This window comes from Methanobacteriaceae archaeon (assembly GCA_030656015.1).
Classification (GTDB): Archaea; Methanobacteriota; Methanobacteria; order Methanobacteriales; family Methanobacteriaceae; genus UBA349.
Genome location: JAUSNX010000004.1, coordinates 195,918 through 215,382, shown reverse-complemented (window position 1 = coordinate 215,382; position 19,465 = coordinate 195,918). Strand labels below are relative to the sequence as shown.

Sequence of the window (19,465 nt, the reverse complement as noted above, 5' to 3'; positions counted from 1 at the left end):
TTGAAAAGAGAGATAAATATAATAATATAGAAAACTAAAATTACAGAAATAAACTTAATATTTAAAAATAGATTTTTTTTAAAAAATAAAATTTTATAAAATTATTCAAGCCAATGGAGGCACTGGAATAGAAATGACAACCACCCTAGAAGCATCAGATATCAAAAAAACGGATGAAAAAAATTCAGAAGTTAATCAAGATGATGTTTATAAAACCTCTAAAGACATAGAGGTTCCTAAAATGTTAATTGACCAGATTATTGGTCAGGACGAGGCTGTGGAAACACTAAGAAAGGCCGCTAAACAGCGCCGAAATGTACTTCTAATTGGAGAGCCAGGTGTAGGAAAGTCAATGATTGCCCGGGCTATGGCTGAACTTCTCCCTCCAGAAGAATTACAGGATATTTTAGTATATCCTAATATGGAAGATTCAAATAATCCCCTAATCGGAGCAGTTCCGTCTGGTGAAGGTAAAAAAATTGTAATGAACCATAAAAACAAGGCCAAAGGCCAGGATGAGAAGAAAAATCTGCTCATGATGATGATTATTGGGTTCATTCTGATTATCGGGTTTATGGTAAACCAAATTTTAGCAGCTATTATTGCTGCAGGAATTGTTTTTCTGGCATTACAACAAATGAGGCCTAGAACCACAGCAATGGTCCCAAAATTACTGGTTAACAGTGAAAACAAAACTATTGCTCCCTTCATCGATGCTACTGGAGCCCATTCGGGTGCTTTATTAGGTGATGTTCGGCACGACCCTTACCAGTCCGGTGGACTGGGAACTCCAGCTCATGAAAGAGTGGAATCTGGAATGATTCACCGAGCACACAATGGTGTTCTTTATATTGATGAAATAGGCACTATGAAGATGAAAACCCAGCAAGAACTTTTAACTGCTATGCAGGAAGGAATGTATTCTATAACTGGTCAAAGTGAGACTAGTAGTGGGGCTATGGTCCGATCTCAAGCGGTTCCTTGTGATTTTGTATTAGTAGCATCTGGAAACATCCAGGTTTTAGAAGGAATGCACATTGCATTGAGATCTCGTATTAGGGGATATGGATACGAAGTATTCATGAGAGATTCTATGCCTGATACTCCGGAAAACAGGCAAAGTCTGGTGCAATTTGTGGCTCAAGAAGTGGAAAATGATGGAAGAATACCTCACTTTAATAAAGAAGCTGTTAATGAGATAATCCGAGAAGCACAACGAAGGTCTGGTAAAAAAGAGTCTTTAACACTCAGATTAAGAGATTTAGGTGGTCTAATAAGAGCTGCAGGTGACATTGCTAAGGGTGAATCTGCTGAATTTGTTACTGCTGAACACGTCTCTAATGCTAAAAGACTGGCCAGAACTTTAGAACAGCAAATTGCTGATAGATACATTGTTCAAAAGAAAAAATATAGTGTATTCAAATCTGAAGGTGGAGAAATTGGTCGGGTAAATGGTTTAGCAATTATTGGTGATAGAAGTGGTATCATACTTCCAATAGCTGCTGAGGCTGCTCCTGCTCAAAGTAAAGATGAAGGTAAAATTATTGCTACGGGTAAACTGGGAGAGATTGCATTGGAAGCTGTTCAAAACGTTAGTGCTTTGATTAAAAAGTACACGGGAACTGATATTTCCAACTACGATATTCACATACAGTTCTTACAGGCCTATGATGGTGTGGAAGGTGACAGTGCTAGTGTATCTATAGCCACAGCAGTAATTTCTGCCTTAGAAGAAATTCCTATTGACCAATCTGTTGCTCTAACCGGATCTTTAAGTATTCGTGGAGATGTTCTACCTGTTGGCGGAGTAACTGGAAAAATAGAAGCCGCTGCTGAAGCTGGAATCAAAAAAGTTCTCATCCCTAAATCTAATATGGATGATGTACTACTGGAAAAACGATACGAAGAACAAATCGAAGTGATTCCGGTGGAAACATTAGGTGATGTTATTAAATATGCACTTCTTGGAAAAGGAAAGACGGGGTTTGTTGAAAAAATGCAAAAAATTAGTGAAATAGTACCAAAGACTATTTTAAAGAACCCTACTACTCACTAATTTTTTTATTTTTTTTTAATATCTTTTTTAATCACGCTTTTTTTTTTAAATAGGAATCCATTTTAATTCGTTTTAAATTAATTAAAAATAATTTATAAATTAAGATTTAGCTTCTTTTCAATTATTTATTTAGTTTTTAATTTTATTTAGTTTTAAAAATAAAAAAAGAAAAAAATACTTTATTTAATTTTAGGAATAATTTTATTTTAATACGTTTGCAATCAAAGGAGCAACGGAAAGGGTACTCACATCAGATGATAAAGTATCTGTCGCTAAAACATCTTCTACTCCGGTTGCAAAAATCTTTAAAAGAGCATCTTCTACTAATACTGGATGCACACAAGTCACAGTAACGCTTTGGGCCCCATGTTCTTTCAATATGTTTGATGCATTAACAATAGTTCCACCCGTACTGATAATATCATCAATAATCACAGCCTGATAACCTTCTACATCCAAACTACTAACTCTGGTTTCTACTGTATCTGGGGATAGTCTTGTTTTTTCCATATGGTCACAAGGACAATTTAATATATCTGATATTTCTTTAGCGTGAGGTAATGCCCCTTTGTCTGGTGCTATTATCACCGGATCATCTAAATTTTCACCGATGTACTCCGCAATAAGAGGCATGGCTGAAATTTCGGTCACTGGAATATTGAAGAAGTCAGTGACTTTATTTTCATGGAGGTTGACTGAGAAAAGTTCAGTGGCCCCAGCATATTCAATAAAATCAGCAGTAATTGATGCAGAAACTGCTTCACCGTCTTTAAAACGTTTTTCTTGTCTTCCATAACCAAAATAAGGAATCACAACTTTAATTTCTTCTGCACCTAAACTTTTAAGATTTTTTAAAATAAAAAATAATTCCATCAAATTTTCATCCTGAGGATATCCAGTGGACTGGACTACTACTACTTCTTTTTCGATTTCTTCCTTAAAACGAATGTAACGTTCCCCATCAGGGAATTTTCGAGTTTCAACAGGACAAAGATAATCATCAAGTTCTTTTGCAACTTTAGCTGCTAGTTTTTGAGATGCTGAACCACCTATTATCAAAATTACCACCCAATATATCAATAAAATATTTTTAAAACTACTATTTTCAATAAATATTAAAATAATTTCACTTAAACTGTATTATATTGAAATTAATATTAGAAATGCTTTGTATTTATTTACTTCATTTACTTCTAATATATTTGTTCAAATGTTTACAAATAATTTACTAGACTAAAATTTTAAGAATAAAATCTTAACTAGATTGAATTTATATTTGTTAACTTTATTAATAAGCATCTTTAATAGTTACATGTTTATTAAGAATTTCATAAGCTATAAGCTCTTAAAGTATATATCTAATAAAAAAATGTTATTAAAGTTTTTATTCATTTATACGACTTAAATAAAGATTATAACAAATTTAGATTTAATTTGATAGAGGTGTAATTATGCATGAATTATCCATGGCCGATGCCATTGTGAAAACAGTAATTGAATCTGCGGAAAAAAATGACGCAATTGAAGTGCTGGAAGTAACAGTGGAGATTGGGCAAATGACCATGCTCAACCCAGAGCAAATAATGTTTATGGTTGAAGTTTTGAGCGAAGATACTATTTTAAAAGGTGCTAAATTCAATATGGAAGAAATTCCCATTGAAATTAAATGTGAATCCTGTAATTTTGAGGGAAAAATTGATTTTGAAGGAATAGATCACTATGCACCAATAATAAACTGCCCGGCATGTGAGGGCAGGCAATTGTCCATTACTGCAGGCCGAGAATGCAATGTAAAAAATATTAAAATTGAACAGAGGGAAGAAGATGCACAAGATAGCTGAAGTCGAGATACAACACGATATCATGGTGGCTAATCGAAAATTGGCCCAGAAAAATCAAAAAATCCTGGATAACTCTAATGTTTTTGGAGTTGATGTTTTAGGAGCTATTGGTTCTGGTAAAACATCTTTGATTGAACAGTTAATTCAACAAATAAAATATCCTGTGGCAGTTATTGCTGGTGATGTTATAAGTAAATTTGATGCTGGTCGATTTGAGCAATATGATGTTCCAGTAATTGGATTAAACACTGGTAAGGAGTGTCATTTAGATGCACACTTAGTTGAACATGCTTTCCATGATTTACCACTAGATGAAGTGGATATTTTATTCATTGAAAATGTTGGAAACTTAATCTGCCCAGTGGATTTTGATTTAGGGGCCCACATGAGGATGGTAGTTATAAGTGTCAGTGAAGGTGATGACACAGTGGAAAAACACCCATTAATATTTAAAGATGCTGACCTGGTTGTAATCAATAAAATAGACATAGCTGAAGCTGTTGGTGCCGATTCTGATAAAATGGTCGCTGATGTTTTAAAATTAAACCCAGATGTTCAAGTTATAAAAACAAGCTTAAAGACTGGTGAAGGATTTAAAGAAATAATGGAAGCTTTAGAAAAGGCTAAAAATGAATAAGATACTTAATTTAGTATTTTATTTATAATTAATATTTTTATTTAAATATTTTATTTATAAAACTATGTTAAAATAGGTTTATTATCAAATTAAAACATATTTTATTAAAAAGACAAGTTCTCAAATTTAACTTCAGTTTGGTGATTTAAGTGAAAATCTGGATAGATTTAACCAATGCTCCTCATGTGCGATTTTTTAAAAATATAATTGAATATTTTCAGGACCAGGGTGACGAAGTCATAGTCACGGGCCGTAAATTTGGGGACATTCATAAATTAATGGATTTGTTCGGGTTTGAATTTATTTCTATTGGTAAACACGGAGTTACACTGGGTCAAAAACTTGAAGAAAGTACATTACGGGCTCATGAGCTTTCTAAGCTAATTATAAAAGAAAAACCAGATGTTGCTATTTCTAAACATTCTATAGAACTTCCCAGAGTTACTTTTGGATTGAATATTCCTAGTGTGTATGTTTTGGATAATGAACACGCACTGGCTGCTAATAAATTAACTTTGCCTCTTTGCAATAGGATTATAATGCCTCAAGCAATTGACATGTGGACTCTTTTGAGAGTAGGTGCTGATCCAAATAAAATAATTAGTTACAAAGGAACTTCAGAAATTATTCATTTTAAAAACTTTGAGTATAATGAAAATATATTTGAAGATCTGGAATTAAACTTGAAAAAGGAAAAAACTATTTTGATGAGGCCGGAACCCTCACTAGCTTCTTATCTTGATGCAGACTGTAAAAAATCTGTTTTATCTCCAGTAGTAGATATTTTAGAAGAACATGCCAATATTTTAGTAATTCCTCGGTTTAAAGAGCAAGAAGAAATATTTTGTGATTATGAAAATGTGACAATCATCAAACCGCCAGTGGACACATTTAGTTTGATTAAAAAATGTGACTTAATAATTGGGGCTGGTGGAACAATGAATCGGGAAGCAGCTATTGTTGGCACTCCTGTTATATCCTGCTATCCTGGTAAAACACTTTCGGTGGACCAGTTTTATATAGATCAAAATCGTATGTTCCGATCCAATAATTTGGATGAAATTGTGGATATGGCCTTGAAATTAATGCTTAATAAAGATAATTCTAAGCAATTAGTGGTTGATGATCTTTTTGAACTGATTATTGACAACGTATATGATGTTGCTGGAAAAAATAGATGATTTAAGTTCTTATTTTTAATAATTTTAATATATTTTTATTAAAAGTAAATATTTTAAATTAGTTTAAAAAGCAATGATTTTAAAAGTAGCACTATGATCTTATTATAAGTCTTTTTAAAAGGTTATGTTAAGAATATTATAAAAATAGTAATGGAGTGGCCGGGATTTGAACCCGGGGCCTCCGCCATGCCAAGGCGACGCTCTACCATCTGAGCTACCACCCCACTGTGCATTAACATATGAACTTAGATTTCTTTATATTTAAAGTTAATGCTTTTCATCTTTATATATTTATTTGTTTAATTTGATTTGTAAGGCCAAATTTTGGTGTTTTGATGGATAATATTAGAATAAGAACCGCAAAAGAGGATGATTTCAAGGCTATATTTCAAATAGCCAATAATTGTAGGCCTATGGTATCTGAAAGAATTTCTATTTATCATATTTTCACTAAATTTTTTCAAAATACAGTTTTTATCGCTGAAAAGGTTCAAAATAATAAGGTGATAATGATTGGGGTTTTAATTGGTTTTATTTCTCAATCAAATCGTTCTGAATGTTATATTCATCTTCTGTGTGTTGACCCAAAACATAGGGGTGAAGGTACGGCTTTTAATTTAATTCAAAATTTCCTCGATGTTGTATCTCAAATGGGATGTAAAAAAGTTTATTTAATTACCAAACCCATTAATCAAAAAGCAATATCTTTCTATAAAAAATTAGGGTTTAATACGGAAGTTCCAGATTCTAAAATAGTTAAATTTGTAAATTTAAATTTATTTAAGGATTATGATGGCTTTGGAGAACATATGATTGTTTTTGTAAAGGATATTGAATAATTTCAGGATATGGGATTTTTTAAGATTAATTTTTAAGGTTAAGTTATAAAAATTATTTTATGTTGGTTCATTGCTTCAACTCATGTATTTTCAATAGAATTTTTAAATTTGTGAAATAGTTTTTATATTATTAAGTATAAGTAAATCTTAAATCGATGTTTAATATCAGTTATAATATTCAATTAATATCACATAATAATCTGTAATTCATAAAATATTTCAAAAATTTAGAAAAAATTATTCAAATCATTTGTAATTATATAAATATTATAAATTTACAATCTGGAACAATTATTAATTTCATGGAGGCATAAATTGGCTTTAATAGCTCAAAATCATCTTCAACTAATCATAGAATTTGGCTTAATACTTTATTTGGGAGTTATATTCTTTTTAAATCTAGCTCCGATTTCTTTAAGTGCAGTACTGTTATTTGCACTGTTTTTAGGGACTGCGCTTTCGGTTTTATTTGGAATTGATGCCATATTCCTTTTTGTGAGTTTTGGTCAGAGCGAATTTTCTCATCCATTCGGGCCTCTGGCCTTGCTAGCTATAGTAACTGCCCTAGTTGCGTTACCTATGATGAGAGAAGCTGGAATTGGTGTGGGAAGGCTTAAATTATTTATTTACATGATTCTCATAGCTCTAACAGTATTTGGTGGATTAGTTCACAGATCATTTTTAATTTTGTGGATAATCGGACTAATAATCGGGTTTTATATTATTTCCAAATCCTTCCGCCAACAATCTGTTTTATCTATTAAAAAGGCAGTTGCTTTCATAGGTATGATTATTGCTGCTTTCGGGGCCCTAGAAATATTTTCTAAAATTCTTTCAATGCCAGTTTTGAGTCCTTTGCTTAGAATTTCAAGAATTGAACAAAACTCAGACACGGGACTGGGCATGGTTGTTCATAATACTGCTCTTCTGGGTCATATTCCGACTTCTGCTTACTGGGGAGCTTCTAGCTTAGGGTTTGCTGATGGTTATATTACTTTACCAATAAATTTAATCACTAGTTTTGGCCTACCGTTTCCTGTCTTTTATGGATTACTGGTTAACAAAAAGGATGCAATAGATTACATGCTGCCAGGCATATTCGGATGGGGTTATGACTTTGGTTATCTTACCTTGTTCTTCCTTTTACTTTGGTGCATTGGTGTAATTATAATTGGATTTAAGATGCTAGCCACCTATAGGGAAAAAAGAGAAAATGGTAGTCGCAGATTTTTGGGAAGAGAAGCCCTTCTTATTGGATCATTAACTGCTTTTATAGCACAGGCACTAGTTGGTTTATTTATTATGAATCGTACGGTTAATGGAATGGCTTTATTAACATTTATATTTCTCAGTGCATTAATTGTTGGTCATATTATTACTGTAAAAAGGGATTAAAAAATATAATATTGCGGATTATTGCATCATTAAGTATTGGAGAGAAAATCATGAAAAAGGCACTTATACTTCTGGGCTGCCCAGAATCACCGGCTCAAACCCCCATGGCACTTTATGCATCTTATAAGCTTAAAAAAGCAGGATATGATGTTACAGTGGTTAGTAACCCTTCTGCAATGAGGCTGCTAGACGTTTCAGATCCAGAAGAGGTTTATGTTCAAAATAAAACTGATATTGAATCCTGTATTGAAAACTTAAATGAAGGGGATTTCGACCTTCTCTTAGGCTTTGTCCACAAGGATGCTGCAGTTGCCTATTTTGTAACTTTTTATCATATTTTAAAAACCAAATCCATGGCATTAATCTTTGAAAAAGATGCTGCTTTGTTGGAAAACTTTGAAAAACAGGTTGCTGAAAATACCGAGGCCCAGATAGTTTCTGCGAGGGCTTATCACAATCCAACACCTATCCGAGTCAAACTGGATAAGGCTATTAAGAGCTTGGAGGATTAAAAATGTCATTTTGCCTGGAAACTTATCTTCAACAATCTGATGATTATGATATTTTAGTTAAACAATCAGGATTCAAGGACTGTGCTAAACTTATAGAAGAAAAGGCCAAAAGCATTGTTTATATCAATCCTGGTGAAAAAATACTTGGTGCTCGTATTATTGGCCTACCACCTATTCCCATTGGTGTTGATGATGAGAAAGGAACAGTCATGATGCCGTATACTAAACCATGTTATGGTACTGCAGTGGTGGAATTGCCGGTTGAGGTGGAAGAGATTGATAAGATAAGAGCAGTTTCTATTAAGAAATAGGATTTTTTAATCTATTTCTTTGATTTTTATTAATTTTAAATTATAAGAATAAATCACTTAATAATTTTTTAAATATTTTTTTTTATTTATTAATTAAAATGGAGGCATTTAATGATTGAATCAAAACTAAGGCCAGCAGATCGAGTAGAAATCACAGTTCTGATTGATAATTATGTTGATATGCTTTTAGGTCAAAATTCTAAAATATGCCAGAGACCGACCTTTTCCACAGAAGATATATTCATGGCGGAACACGGTCTGGCTTGTGTCATAAAAGTTTTTGAAGGTTGTGAGGAACATATCATACTCATGGATTTTGGAATATCATCTAAATCATTATTACACAATGCAAAGATATTAAATATTGATTTAGAAAAAATTGATGTAACTGTTTTAAGTCATGGACACTTTGATCATACTGGGGGAATTTTTGAGTTCATGAATCAATTTAATGGCACCCCACTTATTATCCATCCAGATGCTTTTCTGCAACGCCGTTTAAATAACCCTGATGTGGGCCCGGTGGATAGGCCTAAACTTGAAGAAGAATCTTTAAAAGAAGCGGGAGCTGTAATTGTTAAATCTGAGGGCCCAACTTGGATTGCTTCTGATTTAGTAATGGTTACTGGCCAAGTGGAAAGGAAAACTTCATTTGAAAAAGGTTTTCCATGGGCTGAGGCCAAAATTGACGGTGAATGGATAGTAGATCCCATTAATGATGATCAGGGAATTGTCATAAATCTCAAAAACAAAGGTTTGATTGTTATTAGTGGTTGTGCCCATGCAGGAATTATCAATACTGTAAAATATTCTCAAAAAATTGCCCAAAATGATAAAGTTCATGCTGTTTTAGGTGGTTTCCATCTAACTGGGCCGTTATTTGAATCAATAATTCAACCCACTATTGATGAGATGAAAAGGATAAATCCAGATTATGTGGTGCCTATGCACTGCACTGGATGGGATGCTATTAATCAATTCAAAGCAGAAATGCCAGATCAAGTTATTTTAAATACTGTGGGAACTACTTACATTTTTGAATAATTTAATTTTCTTATTTTTATCATATATACAATAAGAATTTAAATTAGAAATAACATTTTTTTTATATATCCTCCAACTCATATTTAATATAAAAAAATTTTATATCCTATTTAATTATACTATATTTAATTATTATTTAGAGACCAATCATGCTAACTACAGTAGTGGGAAGTTACCCTGCACCCCCTCAACCTCCCCAATCAGTGGGAGAAAAATTATCAAATTTCATAGGAAGCTATGACCCATATAAATCAGCCATAGCTCTAGCAGTGTCCCATCAGATAAAAGCTGGTGTGGATTTAGTTTCTGATGGCCAGGTAAGAGGGGACATGATTGAAATTTTTGCCAGGTCCATCCCCGGAATGGTTATAGAGGACAATAACTGCAAAATAAAGAATAAAATTAGCCCACCATTGAAATCTATTGGTGCAGAAGATCTGAAATTGGCCATTAAAATCATGGAAAATACATTGGGTGAAATGGACCTTTCTGAAAAAGATTTGGCCCAAAAAGGAGTTAAAGGAATAATAACTGGCCCTACGACCATGGTTTATTCTTCGCGTCTGGATGGATTTTATAGCAATGATAAAAAAGATAAAGCCGTTTTGGACATGGCCCAGGCCCTTAAAAAAGAAGCTAAATATCTGGAAGATGCAGGAGCATCAATTATTCAGTTAGATGAACCCTTTATTTCCACAGGAATGGTGAATGTTGCCACTGCTCGCAAGGCGATAGAAATAATCTCTAGAGATTTAAAAGTTCCTGTTGCGATGCATGTTTGTGGGGACTTGGAACAGGTTTTTGATAAAATTTTGAAATTTAAAGTGGATATTATTGACTGTGAATTTGCAGGAATTGCTCGTAATGTCCAGCTTTTAGAAAGTCAAACTAGTTTTCACGGGAAAAAAATTGGATTTGGAAGTGTAGATACTAAAAAAGAATCCATAGAAACCGTGGATGAAATCAAAAAATTGATTAAGATGGGGATGGATATTATTGGTCAGGAAAATATGTTAGTGGATCCGGACTGTGGAATGAGGATGCTGCCATACGAATCAGCCTTTTACAAGTTGAAAAACATGGTTGAAGCTACTAAATCATTATCTTAATTGGATTAAACAGTATTTAGATTAAAAAAGTATTTGTATTGACTTAAATTTTAATATTGGATTTATAATTAATTTTTGTAAGTAAAATTTTTTCTTTAGTATCATTTATAAAAATAATCGCGGATGATATATTAGTGGAGGCAAATAAATGGCTGTTTTGATTGAAGTTTCAGAGATTGTAGAGGGCTGGGAAAAGTTGGTCAAGAAAATTATGAAAGAAGGAGCTGAAATTAGGGATGAGCGAGGCTCTCTCACCAAAGAACTTTTAAATGTCATGGTTTCCATTAAAAATCCATTAGGTAAATCTCAATCCAATAATTTTTATCTTAATAATTTAACCGATAAATTAGCAGGTATAAAAGATATAAGGGTTCCTGAAGGCTATTTCTGGAGAGGAGAAAAGTTAGAAACTTATTCTGAACAGTTTATTAGTGCTGACCTTCAGGGATTTATATATACCTATGGAAATCGTCTAAGAGCACATTTCAATGATGTTGATCAAATTCAAGAAGCAATAGAACGCTTAAAAAATTGTCAAGAATCAAGAAGGGCCATTTCAGTTACCTGGGACCCTAATATGGATACTAAAAGCGATGAAGTACCATGCATGATTCTAGTAGACTTTAAAATCCGAGATAATAAACTTCAAACCACTGCTTTATGGAGATCCCATGATATTTATGGGGCTTGGTTCCCTAATGCCGTTGGTTTAACCTATCTGGCCCAGTATGTGGCCGGAGAAGTGGGCCTGGACTTAGGTTCGGTTACTATTCATTCCATTAGTGCCCATATCTATGAGGTTAACTTCAGTGAGGCCTATAATTATTGAGTGTGCAAATTAAATTATCTAAATAAATTTTAAACTTTATTCTTCATTTTCTAGTTTTAAAAAAATTAATTTTAATAAAATCAAATAGTAAACTAATTAAGATTAAAATTCCTAAAATCATGATGATAAAATAATGTTTATTCAAAATTCTTATTGAGGTGAATTTAGATGGTTAGTGTTAACTTAGAAGCAAAAAAAACCGTAGATGAAATGATTGCAAAAGCTGACTCGCTTAATATTAAAGTAGAAAAATTGGACAATGGTTCTACTGTAATTGACTGTGGAGTGAACGTAGCTGGTAGTTTAAAGGCAGGAGAATTATACACCAAGGTATGTCTTGGAGGCCTGGCCGAAGTAGGAATATCTATTCCTGGAGACTTATCAGAAAGCTTTGCCTTACCATCTGTTAAAATTAAAACCAATTCTCCGGCTATTTCCACTTTAGGAGCACAAAAAGCTGGATGGTCTGTAAGTGTAGGAGACTTCTTTGCCTTAGGTTCTGGACCTGCTCGTGCTTTAGCTAAAAAACCAGCGGAAACTTATAAAGAAATTGGATATGAAGACGATGCAGATATAGGTATTTTAACTTTAGAAGCTGACAAGCTTCCTGGAACTGATGTCACTGATAAAATTGCTGAAGATTGTGGCATATCCTCAGAAAACGTCTTTGTCCTGGTAGCCCCTACTTCTTCCCTGGTTGGTTCCATCCAAATTGCAGGAAGAGTTGTAGAAAACGGTACCTACAAAATGTTGGAAGCACTTCACTTTGATGTCACTAAAGTGAAATTCGCTGCAGGTATTGCTCCTATTGCTCCAGTTGACCCGGATGGCCTTAAAGCTATGGGAAAAACAAATGATGCTGTTTTATTCGGTGGAAGAACTTACTACTACATTGAATCTGAAGAAGGCGATGATATTAAAGCATTAGCTGAACAATTACCATCTTCTGCATCTGAAGGATATGGAAAGCCATTCTATGACATATTCAAAGAAGCGGAATACGATTTCTACAAAATAGACAAAGGCATGTTTGCCCCTGCTGAAGTTGTTATTAACGACTTGCGGACTGGAGAACTATTTAGGGCCGGATCTGTTAATGTAGATCTTCTAAAGAAGTCCTTTGGATTATAATTTGATAGATAGTTAATAATTTAAAATAAACTTTAAAATTAGTTTATTTTAATTTTTATTCTTTTTATTAGCTTATTTTTAATTTTTCTGATTTTGTATAAATTTTTTTTTAAAAATAAAAGATAAAATATTTTAAATTAATTTAGTTTAAAATAAAAAGAAATAAAAAAAGAATTTTATTTAATAGTTTTACCATTTTTTAATGCACCAAATGATTTATTTTACCTACACCATTGATTTGTTTGGTTATCTGAGGATTTCCAAAGAAATTTACTTGCCCGGCCCCGTTTATTATAGCATTTAACGTTTTATTAGCATTAACAGTCCCTTTTCCTGCTCCATTTATAGTAATTGTTGTACTTTGACTTAATAAAGATGGAGCATTAAATTCACCGGCCCCATTGATAGTTATGGTCTGTGTATCTACGTTTCCACTTGCACTAAGTTTCCCAGCGCCAGAAATAGTTAAAACTAATGTATTCATATTAATATTTGTTAAATTGCCCTCTGCTGCTCCATTCACAAATAAATTTAAGTTATCAGTGCTTAGATTATTAGCATTTAATTTTCCAGCCCCGGAGATATCTATAGAACTTATATTTTTAACAGTTAAGTGTAATTTCACGGGGTTTGTTGGTGTGGGGGTACCTGCATTGTCATAAGAAATTTGAAGCCTATTATCTTTAACCGTGGTTTTTATATGTGGAATTACATTGTCTTCTGCTTCTAAAGTCAATGATTCTGTGTTTCCCTGGGTTATTATTAGTGTGCCGATACCATCAAGTGCAACTTGATTAAATCCACTTACTTTTGGTGTTTCATTAATCACATTTCCAGATCCGGTTCCCCCAATACAACCTGATGCCGCAACTACTACTCCTAAAATAAAAATCAAAAACAGATATTTTTTCAAATAATCCCTCCCCTTTTTGGATTTATTTACATATATTTATTCAAGTAATAACAATTAAATTTTTAGACGTGATAGTGTGGGCATAGGAATATCCCCCAGAATACAAAAGAGTTATTGATTAAAAATTAAAAATAAATTAATTAGAAAAAATTTATCAGAAAATAATCAACTTTAGAAATAATAATTAAATCTAAAATAGGGGTATTTGATGAAAATTATCACTGATGAAATTAATATTGAAACTTCTAAAAGGCTGGAGATAATAGATATAAGTTCTAAAATTGCTGAAATTGTTAATTCATTTGGAATGAAAAATGGATTGCTCAATATATTCACCAGACATTCCACTTCGGCCATTGTCATTAATGAAAATGAGCCTAGGCTAATTAAAGACTTTGAAAATCTTTTAATAAAAATCGTACCTGAAAATGAAACTTATGGCCACAATACAATCGATAATAATGCGGCGGCCCATCTTCGATCATTTTTACTGGGTGGCAGTCAGCCCATACCATTGAATAATGGCCAGCTAGATTTAGGTATCTGGCAAAGTATCTTTTTTGTGGAATTGGATGGTCCCAGAAACAGAAAAGTTAAAATTACAATCATGGGCCAGTAATATATTAAATGATTTATTGTTCAATTCTTTTCAATTTTAAAAAAATAAATAAAAATAAATTAATTATAGATAATCACTCAATGAATATCTATTTTCCAATTAATTCCAACTCAAAGGCCACAATTGGATATTCCATATTGAAATTGGTTATGACTTCTGGGTGTATTTCTCCAAAGAAACCTTCAATACTATTTTTTCCATCAATCTGCCCACTATTCACTTTAGCACAGCGGCCATTTATAAAAGAAGGGTGGTCAAAGGGTTCTATATTTAAAGTGTAGCCAGTATTTTCTAAAAATGAGGCCACGGTAGATTTTATTTCTGTGAAATTAGCATGGGAATGAATTATGGCCCCAGCTATTTTTTTACTGACTTTGGTGCAGGTTTCAGCTCCTTCATCAATATAGATAACATCACCAATTTCAAATATTTTCTGTGGCAGTTCTTCGTGCTTATTATCTTCTAAAAACTCCATTAATCCATTTAAAAGACTTTTACGAATCATGGTTCGGTCCTGGGAAATAGGTTGTGAAACTTCCACCCTTTCGTCCTCTTCCAACCTCAAATTATGGTAATGTTTTTCTTCACTGGTCAACATTAAGCTCATAATTTCCTGGAAGCCCAGGCCCACCATAACTTCCCTTAAGAGATTGTCTGAGGTGTACCACTTATTTTCATTAGCTATGGTGGCAATATCAGGTAAATATGATTCAATATTATTGAAACAATATTCCACTGCCACATTTTCAATTAAATCTGCTTCATGGAGGATATCAACCCGGTAAACCGGAATAGTAACTTTTAGTTCGTCTTCTGAAATTATTTCAGCGTCCATTCTGGCTTTAGCAATTAGATCTTTAATTTGTTCAGCATCCAGGTCCAGGCCACTGTATTGACATGTTTTGGCTACACTTAAAGTCTTGGTTTTAGGTTTAAAATCGGGGGTAATCACGGTTCGATCTGGATAGACTATTTGCAGTGATTCTATTTCTCCACCAACTTCTCCAAAGGAAGCACAGATAATGTTTAGGGCATAGTCCACTGCCTTTTGATCAGTACCAGTCACATCAACCAGAACGTTTACTGTCTCTTCGGTTAGTTTAGTAAGCTCACCATTAATTATAGGTGGCATGGACAGGACATTGTTATATTTATCCATAATAATGGGATATGCCTCGAATTTTTCCATTAAATGGGCGTATTTCACACCTTTGGGATGTTCCTGAATCACTTCTAATGGTGTCATTTCTGATATGGACTCCAGGGGTGTGAAACAGATTTCATTACCTTTCATGGCATTATAATAAAATGGGCCTTCTATAACATCTAAATTATGGATTCCAATGGCTACTTTTTTCCTATCTCTACCAATTACCCAGTGAAGATCTTCCTGGAATTCCATGATTTGTTTTAACTTTTTTTCATCCATTTTGATGTTTTTTATGAGGGCAAAACTGATATATGGGCGAATATTAGTTATTTTCTCATCTACAAAAACTTCCAGGCCAGAATCTTTTACTGGGTAAATGGGCATTCCTTTTTCTATGCCTAAAAATCCCTTTAAGCTTCGAGCCACTCCTTCTACAGATAATTGGTCTGGTCGGTTGGGAAAGAATTCTACTTTAATGCTTTCATCATCAAAGTCTTCAATATCACTTCCCATCATGGGTAATATGTCAATAAGTTTTTCTTTGCTTATTTCAATGCCTAATTCTTCTAAATCTTTATAATCAAATGTTATAACTGGCATTTAATTTCTCCTAATAGATTATCTAACAATATTATGAATCATTTTATTGAATTGTGAATTTCAATTAATTCTAATTTATCTAGTTAATTCTAATTTAAAAATAATATTTTATTTAATTCATTAATAATTAGTCCTTAAATTAGAATTTAAATTATAATATTTATTCTTCTTACATTCCCGATAATATCATTATAAAGAATAGGGACTCTATAGTGAAGTGCAATGCACGGTGGTAAAGCCAGCCATAATCGGTTCCCACCAATTCATGGTAAATATCAACTACCATGTGGATTGAAGCCCCTAATATTCCTATTTGAAAGGATAATAACCCTAGGGGAATGAAAAATACTACTGAAAGCACAATAAAATGGAAAAAGGCCTCCATACTTTCATGAACTAGCCACATCCGAATATTGGATGAGACAGTTTTCCGTATAATTCCAGCGAAAAGAACGTAAAAATCAAAGAAAATTTTCCAAAATACGCGGCTGTGGATTTCATCACTGATGGCCAGGACAACTGCTATATAAAACCATAATAATTCCATTATTTTTTCACCATTAGGATTTAACAAACTGACTGTTTTAAACAATATTTTTTAGAATATATTAATTTAAGTTGTTATTGAATTTATATTATTCATCTTCATTTGGTAGTTACTTTAAGTTATTTTTAAGGTTTACTATTAGTTATTTCTAATAGATAATTAATTTTTATAATAAAATTTGCTTAATCCTTTATTTATGCTATATTTCGAAATTTTCCTGATTACTAAATAGTTTCTTTTGAATTGACTATTAAGTAAAACTTTTTCATATTTTGGATTATAATAATTATGTAAAGAATTACTTTAATTGGAAGATAATAATATATTATAACTAATTAATATGTGTCATGATTCAGATGATTATCTCATTTGGGAGGGTTAAATATGCAAAAAAGTTTCCTTAGAATTTTTATTGAAGAAGAAAAATATATGCAAAATTATCCATTAAAAACTAAAGAATTTATTGACTATTGTAAAAAAAGAGGAATAGAAACCAATGAAAAAGAATTAGAATTCTTTGAAAAAGAAGGATTATTTTATCCTATTTTTAGAATTGATAGGCCAATTTTAGAAGAAGAATGGGTGAAATTTAAGGATGTTGAGGGTGAACCTAAGTGTAGACCTTCTAATAATGGTTTATTAGATGGTGAAGTAGAAATTGAAAGATATATGAGAGATCATTATTATTCTTATGGATTCTCCAATAGAGATAAAGAAAATTTGTTACACTTGATGGAGGAAGGTAACTTATTTGATCCTAAAACAAAACCATTTCAAAAATGGTCTTCTTTTGAAGGCAAGAATTTAAGCAATGGAAATGAAAAAATAGTAACTTATTATTCTTATTTTCAAATTTATTGGCTTGAAATACTTAAAAAAGATTTCACAGTAACAATTAATTTTGCTGGAGAAGAAATTAAAGTTTCTTCAAATTCACATTGCATAAGAGCCAATTCTGGAAGTTTTTCAATCAAAAAAATCGACGAATTCAATGACAAATATAAATCAATGGCTGAAGATAAAATCTTTAAAAATTTTTTCGATTTTAAAATAAAAAAGGAATGTTTAAATAAACAGTATGAACAATTTGAGCAAATTTTAGAATTTTTATTATCAATACAATCCATATATGTGCCATATGGTAGATCCAGTTCTAAAACTATTAGTGTTATGGATGGAAATTGGCATGAAAAAAGGAATAATTTTGACCCCAAAATAGTATTAGATGTTTCGGGATTTATAATCCAAGAAATTGTTAACTTATACTGGAATTTTTCAAGAAAAACTGAGGAAATACTTGGAATCAAAAGAGATGACTGGATACAATTATGGAAAAGCATTGGATGGGATGAAAAAGATAGACTTGAAGGAACTGTTAGATTAGGAATTGAGTATTTACAGTGGGCATCAATGCTTAAACGGTTTATTCAGGATTATTGTGGAAGAGAAATTCTTGATATTGATGAAATAACTAATATTTCTCCAGATGATATTTTAAGATTCGATCCTTCTGAAATGGATGGGCAAGGTAGGTTACTAAGACAACTAAGGACCAAATGGTATTCGGATCCCGAAAAAAACAAGAATTATTATCATGATAAGTATAAAAGACTGTTTTATCTTGCTAACGATTTTAATTTAGATTACCAACCTCGCGTCATGGTTTTTGTAGAGGGAGAAACTGAAGAAGAGTTTTTCCCTAAAATATTTGAATGGTATTCGGATTATCCAGAAAACCACGGTATCGAAATTGTAAATTTCAAAGGGGTTGATCAGTTATTATCAACGTCTAAAAATGCTAAAAAATTAAAAAACAGTATAAGAAACATAGAAATAGAATGTAGGAAGCAATTTATAAGCCCAAATCAAAAAAATAATCTTAGTAAGTTAATTAAAGAATTAAAGAAAACTAATATAATTATTTCAAATTGGACTTCTTTTATAAGTTACAATTTGGAAAAGTGGCAGATTATTCCCTTTTTCGTATCTGACAATGAAGGTAATGTAAAACATTTTTTAGAGGCTGAAGAACCTATAATATTTGAAGGAAAAAATTATAATGTTCCTGATGAATGGAAATATCTTTGGGGCATTACAAATGATAATGCTCCTTATTACGGGAATAATTTTGAATTAGCTAATTTTTCTGACGAAGAACTGTTGCTAGCTATCAATCAAGTTCTTGATGATGAAATTGATATTAATAAGATTAAAGAAATTCGAGAAAATGAAGAAGGGATTAAACAAATAGATGATAGATTAAATCATAAGAAAAATAAAAGAGGCTCCAAAAATAAAAGAGATGTTGTAAGGGCCCTATTTGAAAATTTATTCGAAGAATATGAAGAAACTGAAAATAAACTATTATTAAAAAGACCGATATTCGAATTAATTGAGAAAATAGTTGAATTAGGACATTTTAACCACCCTCCTGTTTGGACCGAGATTGAGATTAAGAATAAAAAATATATTTCAGATATTTTAGGAGGCAATGTATAATTATTTAAAATCATTTAAAATCAATAGATACATATTCAACCTAAGCATTAGGTATGAGTAGTTAAACTAATTAATTTACATAATCTATATTTTATTTTTTAAAGATTTTAAACTAAACTATTATATAATTGATTTAAACAATATAAATTATTAAAATAATGGATTTTTTATTATTAAACGTATTTAACAAGGTTTATAAAGTTTTATTAGAGAATAAAATCTTTTTTATATCTAAAAAATAGTTATATTTAC

The 19,465-nt window shown here is 32.0% G+C and carries 18 protein-coding genes and 1 tRNA gene; 14 read left to right on the top strand and 5 right to left on the bottom strand.

Going from position 1 to position 19,465, the window contains the following annotated elements; all coding sequences use genetic code 11:
- Positions 1-133: 133 nt before the first annotated feature.
- Positions 134-2,056 (top strand): ATP-dependent protease LonB, encoded by a 1,923-nt coding sequence (gene lonB / locus Q7I96_04230; protein ID MDO9626820.1) that lies wholly within the window; start codon positions 134-136, stop codon positions 2,054-2,056.
- A 201-nt stretch (positions 2,057-2,257) separates the two neighbouring features.
- On the opposite strand, the gene Q7I96_04225 is transcribed toward lonB, so the two are convergent.
- Positions 2,258-3,115, bottom strand: a complete 858-nt coding sequence (locus Q7I96_04225; GenBank protein ID MDO9626819.1) for a ribose-phosphate diphosphokinase — start codon at positions 3,113-3,115, stop codon at positions 2,258-2,260.
- Between the two features lie 392 nt (positions 3,116-3,507).
- Between Q7I96_04225 and hypA the strand changes: the two genes are divergently transcribed.
- The 3 genes from hypA to Q7I96_04210 all read left to right on the top strand — a co-directional run bounded on the left by hypA (position 3,508) and on the right by Q7I96_04210 (position 5,715).
- A complete protein-coding gene (gene hypA / locus Q7I96_04220; GenBank protein MDO9626818.1) occupies positions 3,508-3,897 on the top strand; it encodes a hydrogenase maturation nickel metallochaperone HypA in 390 nt (129 codons plus the stop codon).
- Positions 3,881-4,534, top strand: a complete 654-nt coding sequence (hypB, locus tag Q7I96_04215) for a hydrogenase nickel incorporation protein HypB (protein ID MDO9626817.1) — start codon at positions 3,881-3,883, stop codon at positions 4,532-4,534. Before hypA ends, hypB begins: the two co-directional genes overlap by 17 nt.
- Before the next feature lie 149 nt (positions 4,535-4,683).
- On the top strand, positions 4,684-5,715 hold the full coding sequence (locus Q7I96_04210) for a DUF354 domain-containing protein (protein MDO9626816.1): 1,032 nt from the start codon (positions 4,684-4,686) through the stop codon (positions 5,713-5,715).
- A 151-nt stretch (positions 5,716-5,866) separates the two neighbouring features.
- Here Q7I96_04210 and Q7I96_04205 read toward each other — a convergent pair.
- A tRNA-Ala gene (locus Q7I96_04205) sits at positions 5,867-5,939 on the bottom strand.
- A gap of 111 nt (positions 5,940-6,050) precedes the next feature.
- Between Q7I96_04205 and Q7I96_04200 the strand changes: the two genes are divergently transcribed.
- The 8 genes from Q7I96_04200 (at position 6,051) to mch (ending at position 12,885) form a co-directional block, all read left to right on the top strand.
- Entirely contained in the window at positions 6,051-6,554 is a 504-nt protein-coding gene (locus Q7I96_04200; GenBank protein ID MDO9626815.1) for a GNAT family N-acetyltransferase, read from the top strand.
- 315 nt (positions 6,555-6,869) lie between these two features.
- Positions 6,870-7,949: a hypothetical protein gene (locus Q7I96_04195; GenBank protein MDO9626814.1), complete on the top strand. Its 1,080-nt coding sequence runs from the start codon at positions 6,870-6,872 to the stop codon at positions 7,947-7,949.
- 50 nt (positions 7,950-7,999) lie between these two features.
- A complete protein-coding gene (locus Q7I96_04190) occupies positions 8,000-8,461 on the top strand; it encodes a DUF1890 domain-containing protein (protein ID MDO9626813.1) in 462 nt (153 codons plus the stop codon).
- A 2-nt stretch (positions 8,462-8,463) separates the two neighbouring features.
- Complete coding sequence (locus tag Q7I96_04185) at positions 8,464-8,772, top strand: DUF1894 domain-containing protein (protein MDO9626812.1); 309 nt, start codon at positions 8,464-8,466, stop codon at positions 8,770-8,772.
- A 111-nt stretch (positions 8,773-8,883) separates the two neighbouring features.
- The gene (locus Q7I96_04180; GenBank protein ID MDO9626811.1) at positions 8,884-9,816 is read left to right on the top strand and encodes an MBL fold metallo-hydrolase; all 933 of its coding nucleotides are present in this window, start codon (positions 8,884-8,886) and stop codon (positions 9,814-9,816) included.
- 149 nt (positions 9,817-9,965) lie between these two features.
- Complete coding sequence (locus tag Q7I96_04175) at positions 9,966-10,925, top strand: methionine synthase (protein ID MDO9626810.1); 960 nt, start codon at positions 9,966-9,968, stop codon at positions 10,923-10,925.
- A 148-nt stretch (positions 10,926-11,073) separates the two neighbouring features.
- Positions 11,074-11,754 (top strand): thymidylate synthase, encoded by a 681-nt coding sequence (locus tag Q7I96_04170; protein MDO9626809.1) that lies wholly within the window; start codon positions 11,074-11,076, stop codon positions 11,752-11,754.
- 168 nt (positions 11,755-11,922) lie between these two features.
- The gene (mch, locus tag Q7I96_04165) at positions 11,923-12,885 is read left to right on the top strand and encodes a methenyltetrahydromethanopterin cyclohydrolase (protein MDO9626808.1); all 963 of its coding nucleotides are present in this window, start codon (positions 11,923-11,925) and stop codon (positions 12,883-12,885) included.
- Between the two features lie 199 nt (positions 12,886-13,084).
- Here the strand turns inward: mch and Q7I96_04160 are convergent, their stop codons facing one another.
- Complete coding sequence (locus Q7I96_04160; GenBank protein ID MDO9626807.1) at positions 13,085-13,798, bottom strand: head GIN domain-containing protein; 714 nt, start codon at positions 13,796-13,798, stop codon at positions 13,085-13,087.
- Between the two features lie 208 nt (positions 13,799-14,006).
- Between Q7I96_04160 and Q7I96_04155 the strand changes: the two genes are divergently transcribed.
- The gene (locus Q7I96_04155) at positions 14,007-14,417 is read left to right on the top strand and encodes a secondary thiamine-phosphate synthase enzyme YjbQ (GenBank protein MDO9626806.1); all 411 of its coding nucleotides are present in this window, start codon (positions 14,007-14,009) and stop codon (positions 14,415-14,417) included.
- 88 nt (positions 14,418-14,505) lie between these two features.
- On the opposite strand, the gene pheT is transcribed toward Q7I96_04155, so the two are convergent.
- Positions 14,506-16,167, bottom strand: a complete 1,662-nt coding sequence (gene pheT / locus Q7I96_04150) for a phenylalanine--tRNA ligase subunit beta (protein ID MDO9626805.1) — start codon at positions 16,165-16,167, stop codon at positions 14,506-14,508.
- A gap of 169 nt (positions 16,168-16,336) precedes the next feature.
- Complete coding sequence (locus tag Q7I96_04145) at positions 16,337-16,714, bottom strand: hypothetical protein (protein MDO9626804.1); 378 nt, start codon at positions 16,712-16,714, stop codon at positions 16,337-16,339.
- Between the two features lie 384 nt (positions 16,715-17,098).
- On the opposite strand from Q7I96_04145, the gene Q7I96_04140 reads away from it, so the two are divergent.
- Complete coding sequence (locus Q7I96_04140) at positions 17,099-19,213, top strand: hypothetical protein (protein ID MDO9626803.1); 2,115 nt, start codon at positions 17,099-17,101, stop codon at positions 19,211-19,213.
- The last annotated feature ends 252 nt before the right edge of the window (positions 19,214-19,465 follow it).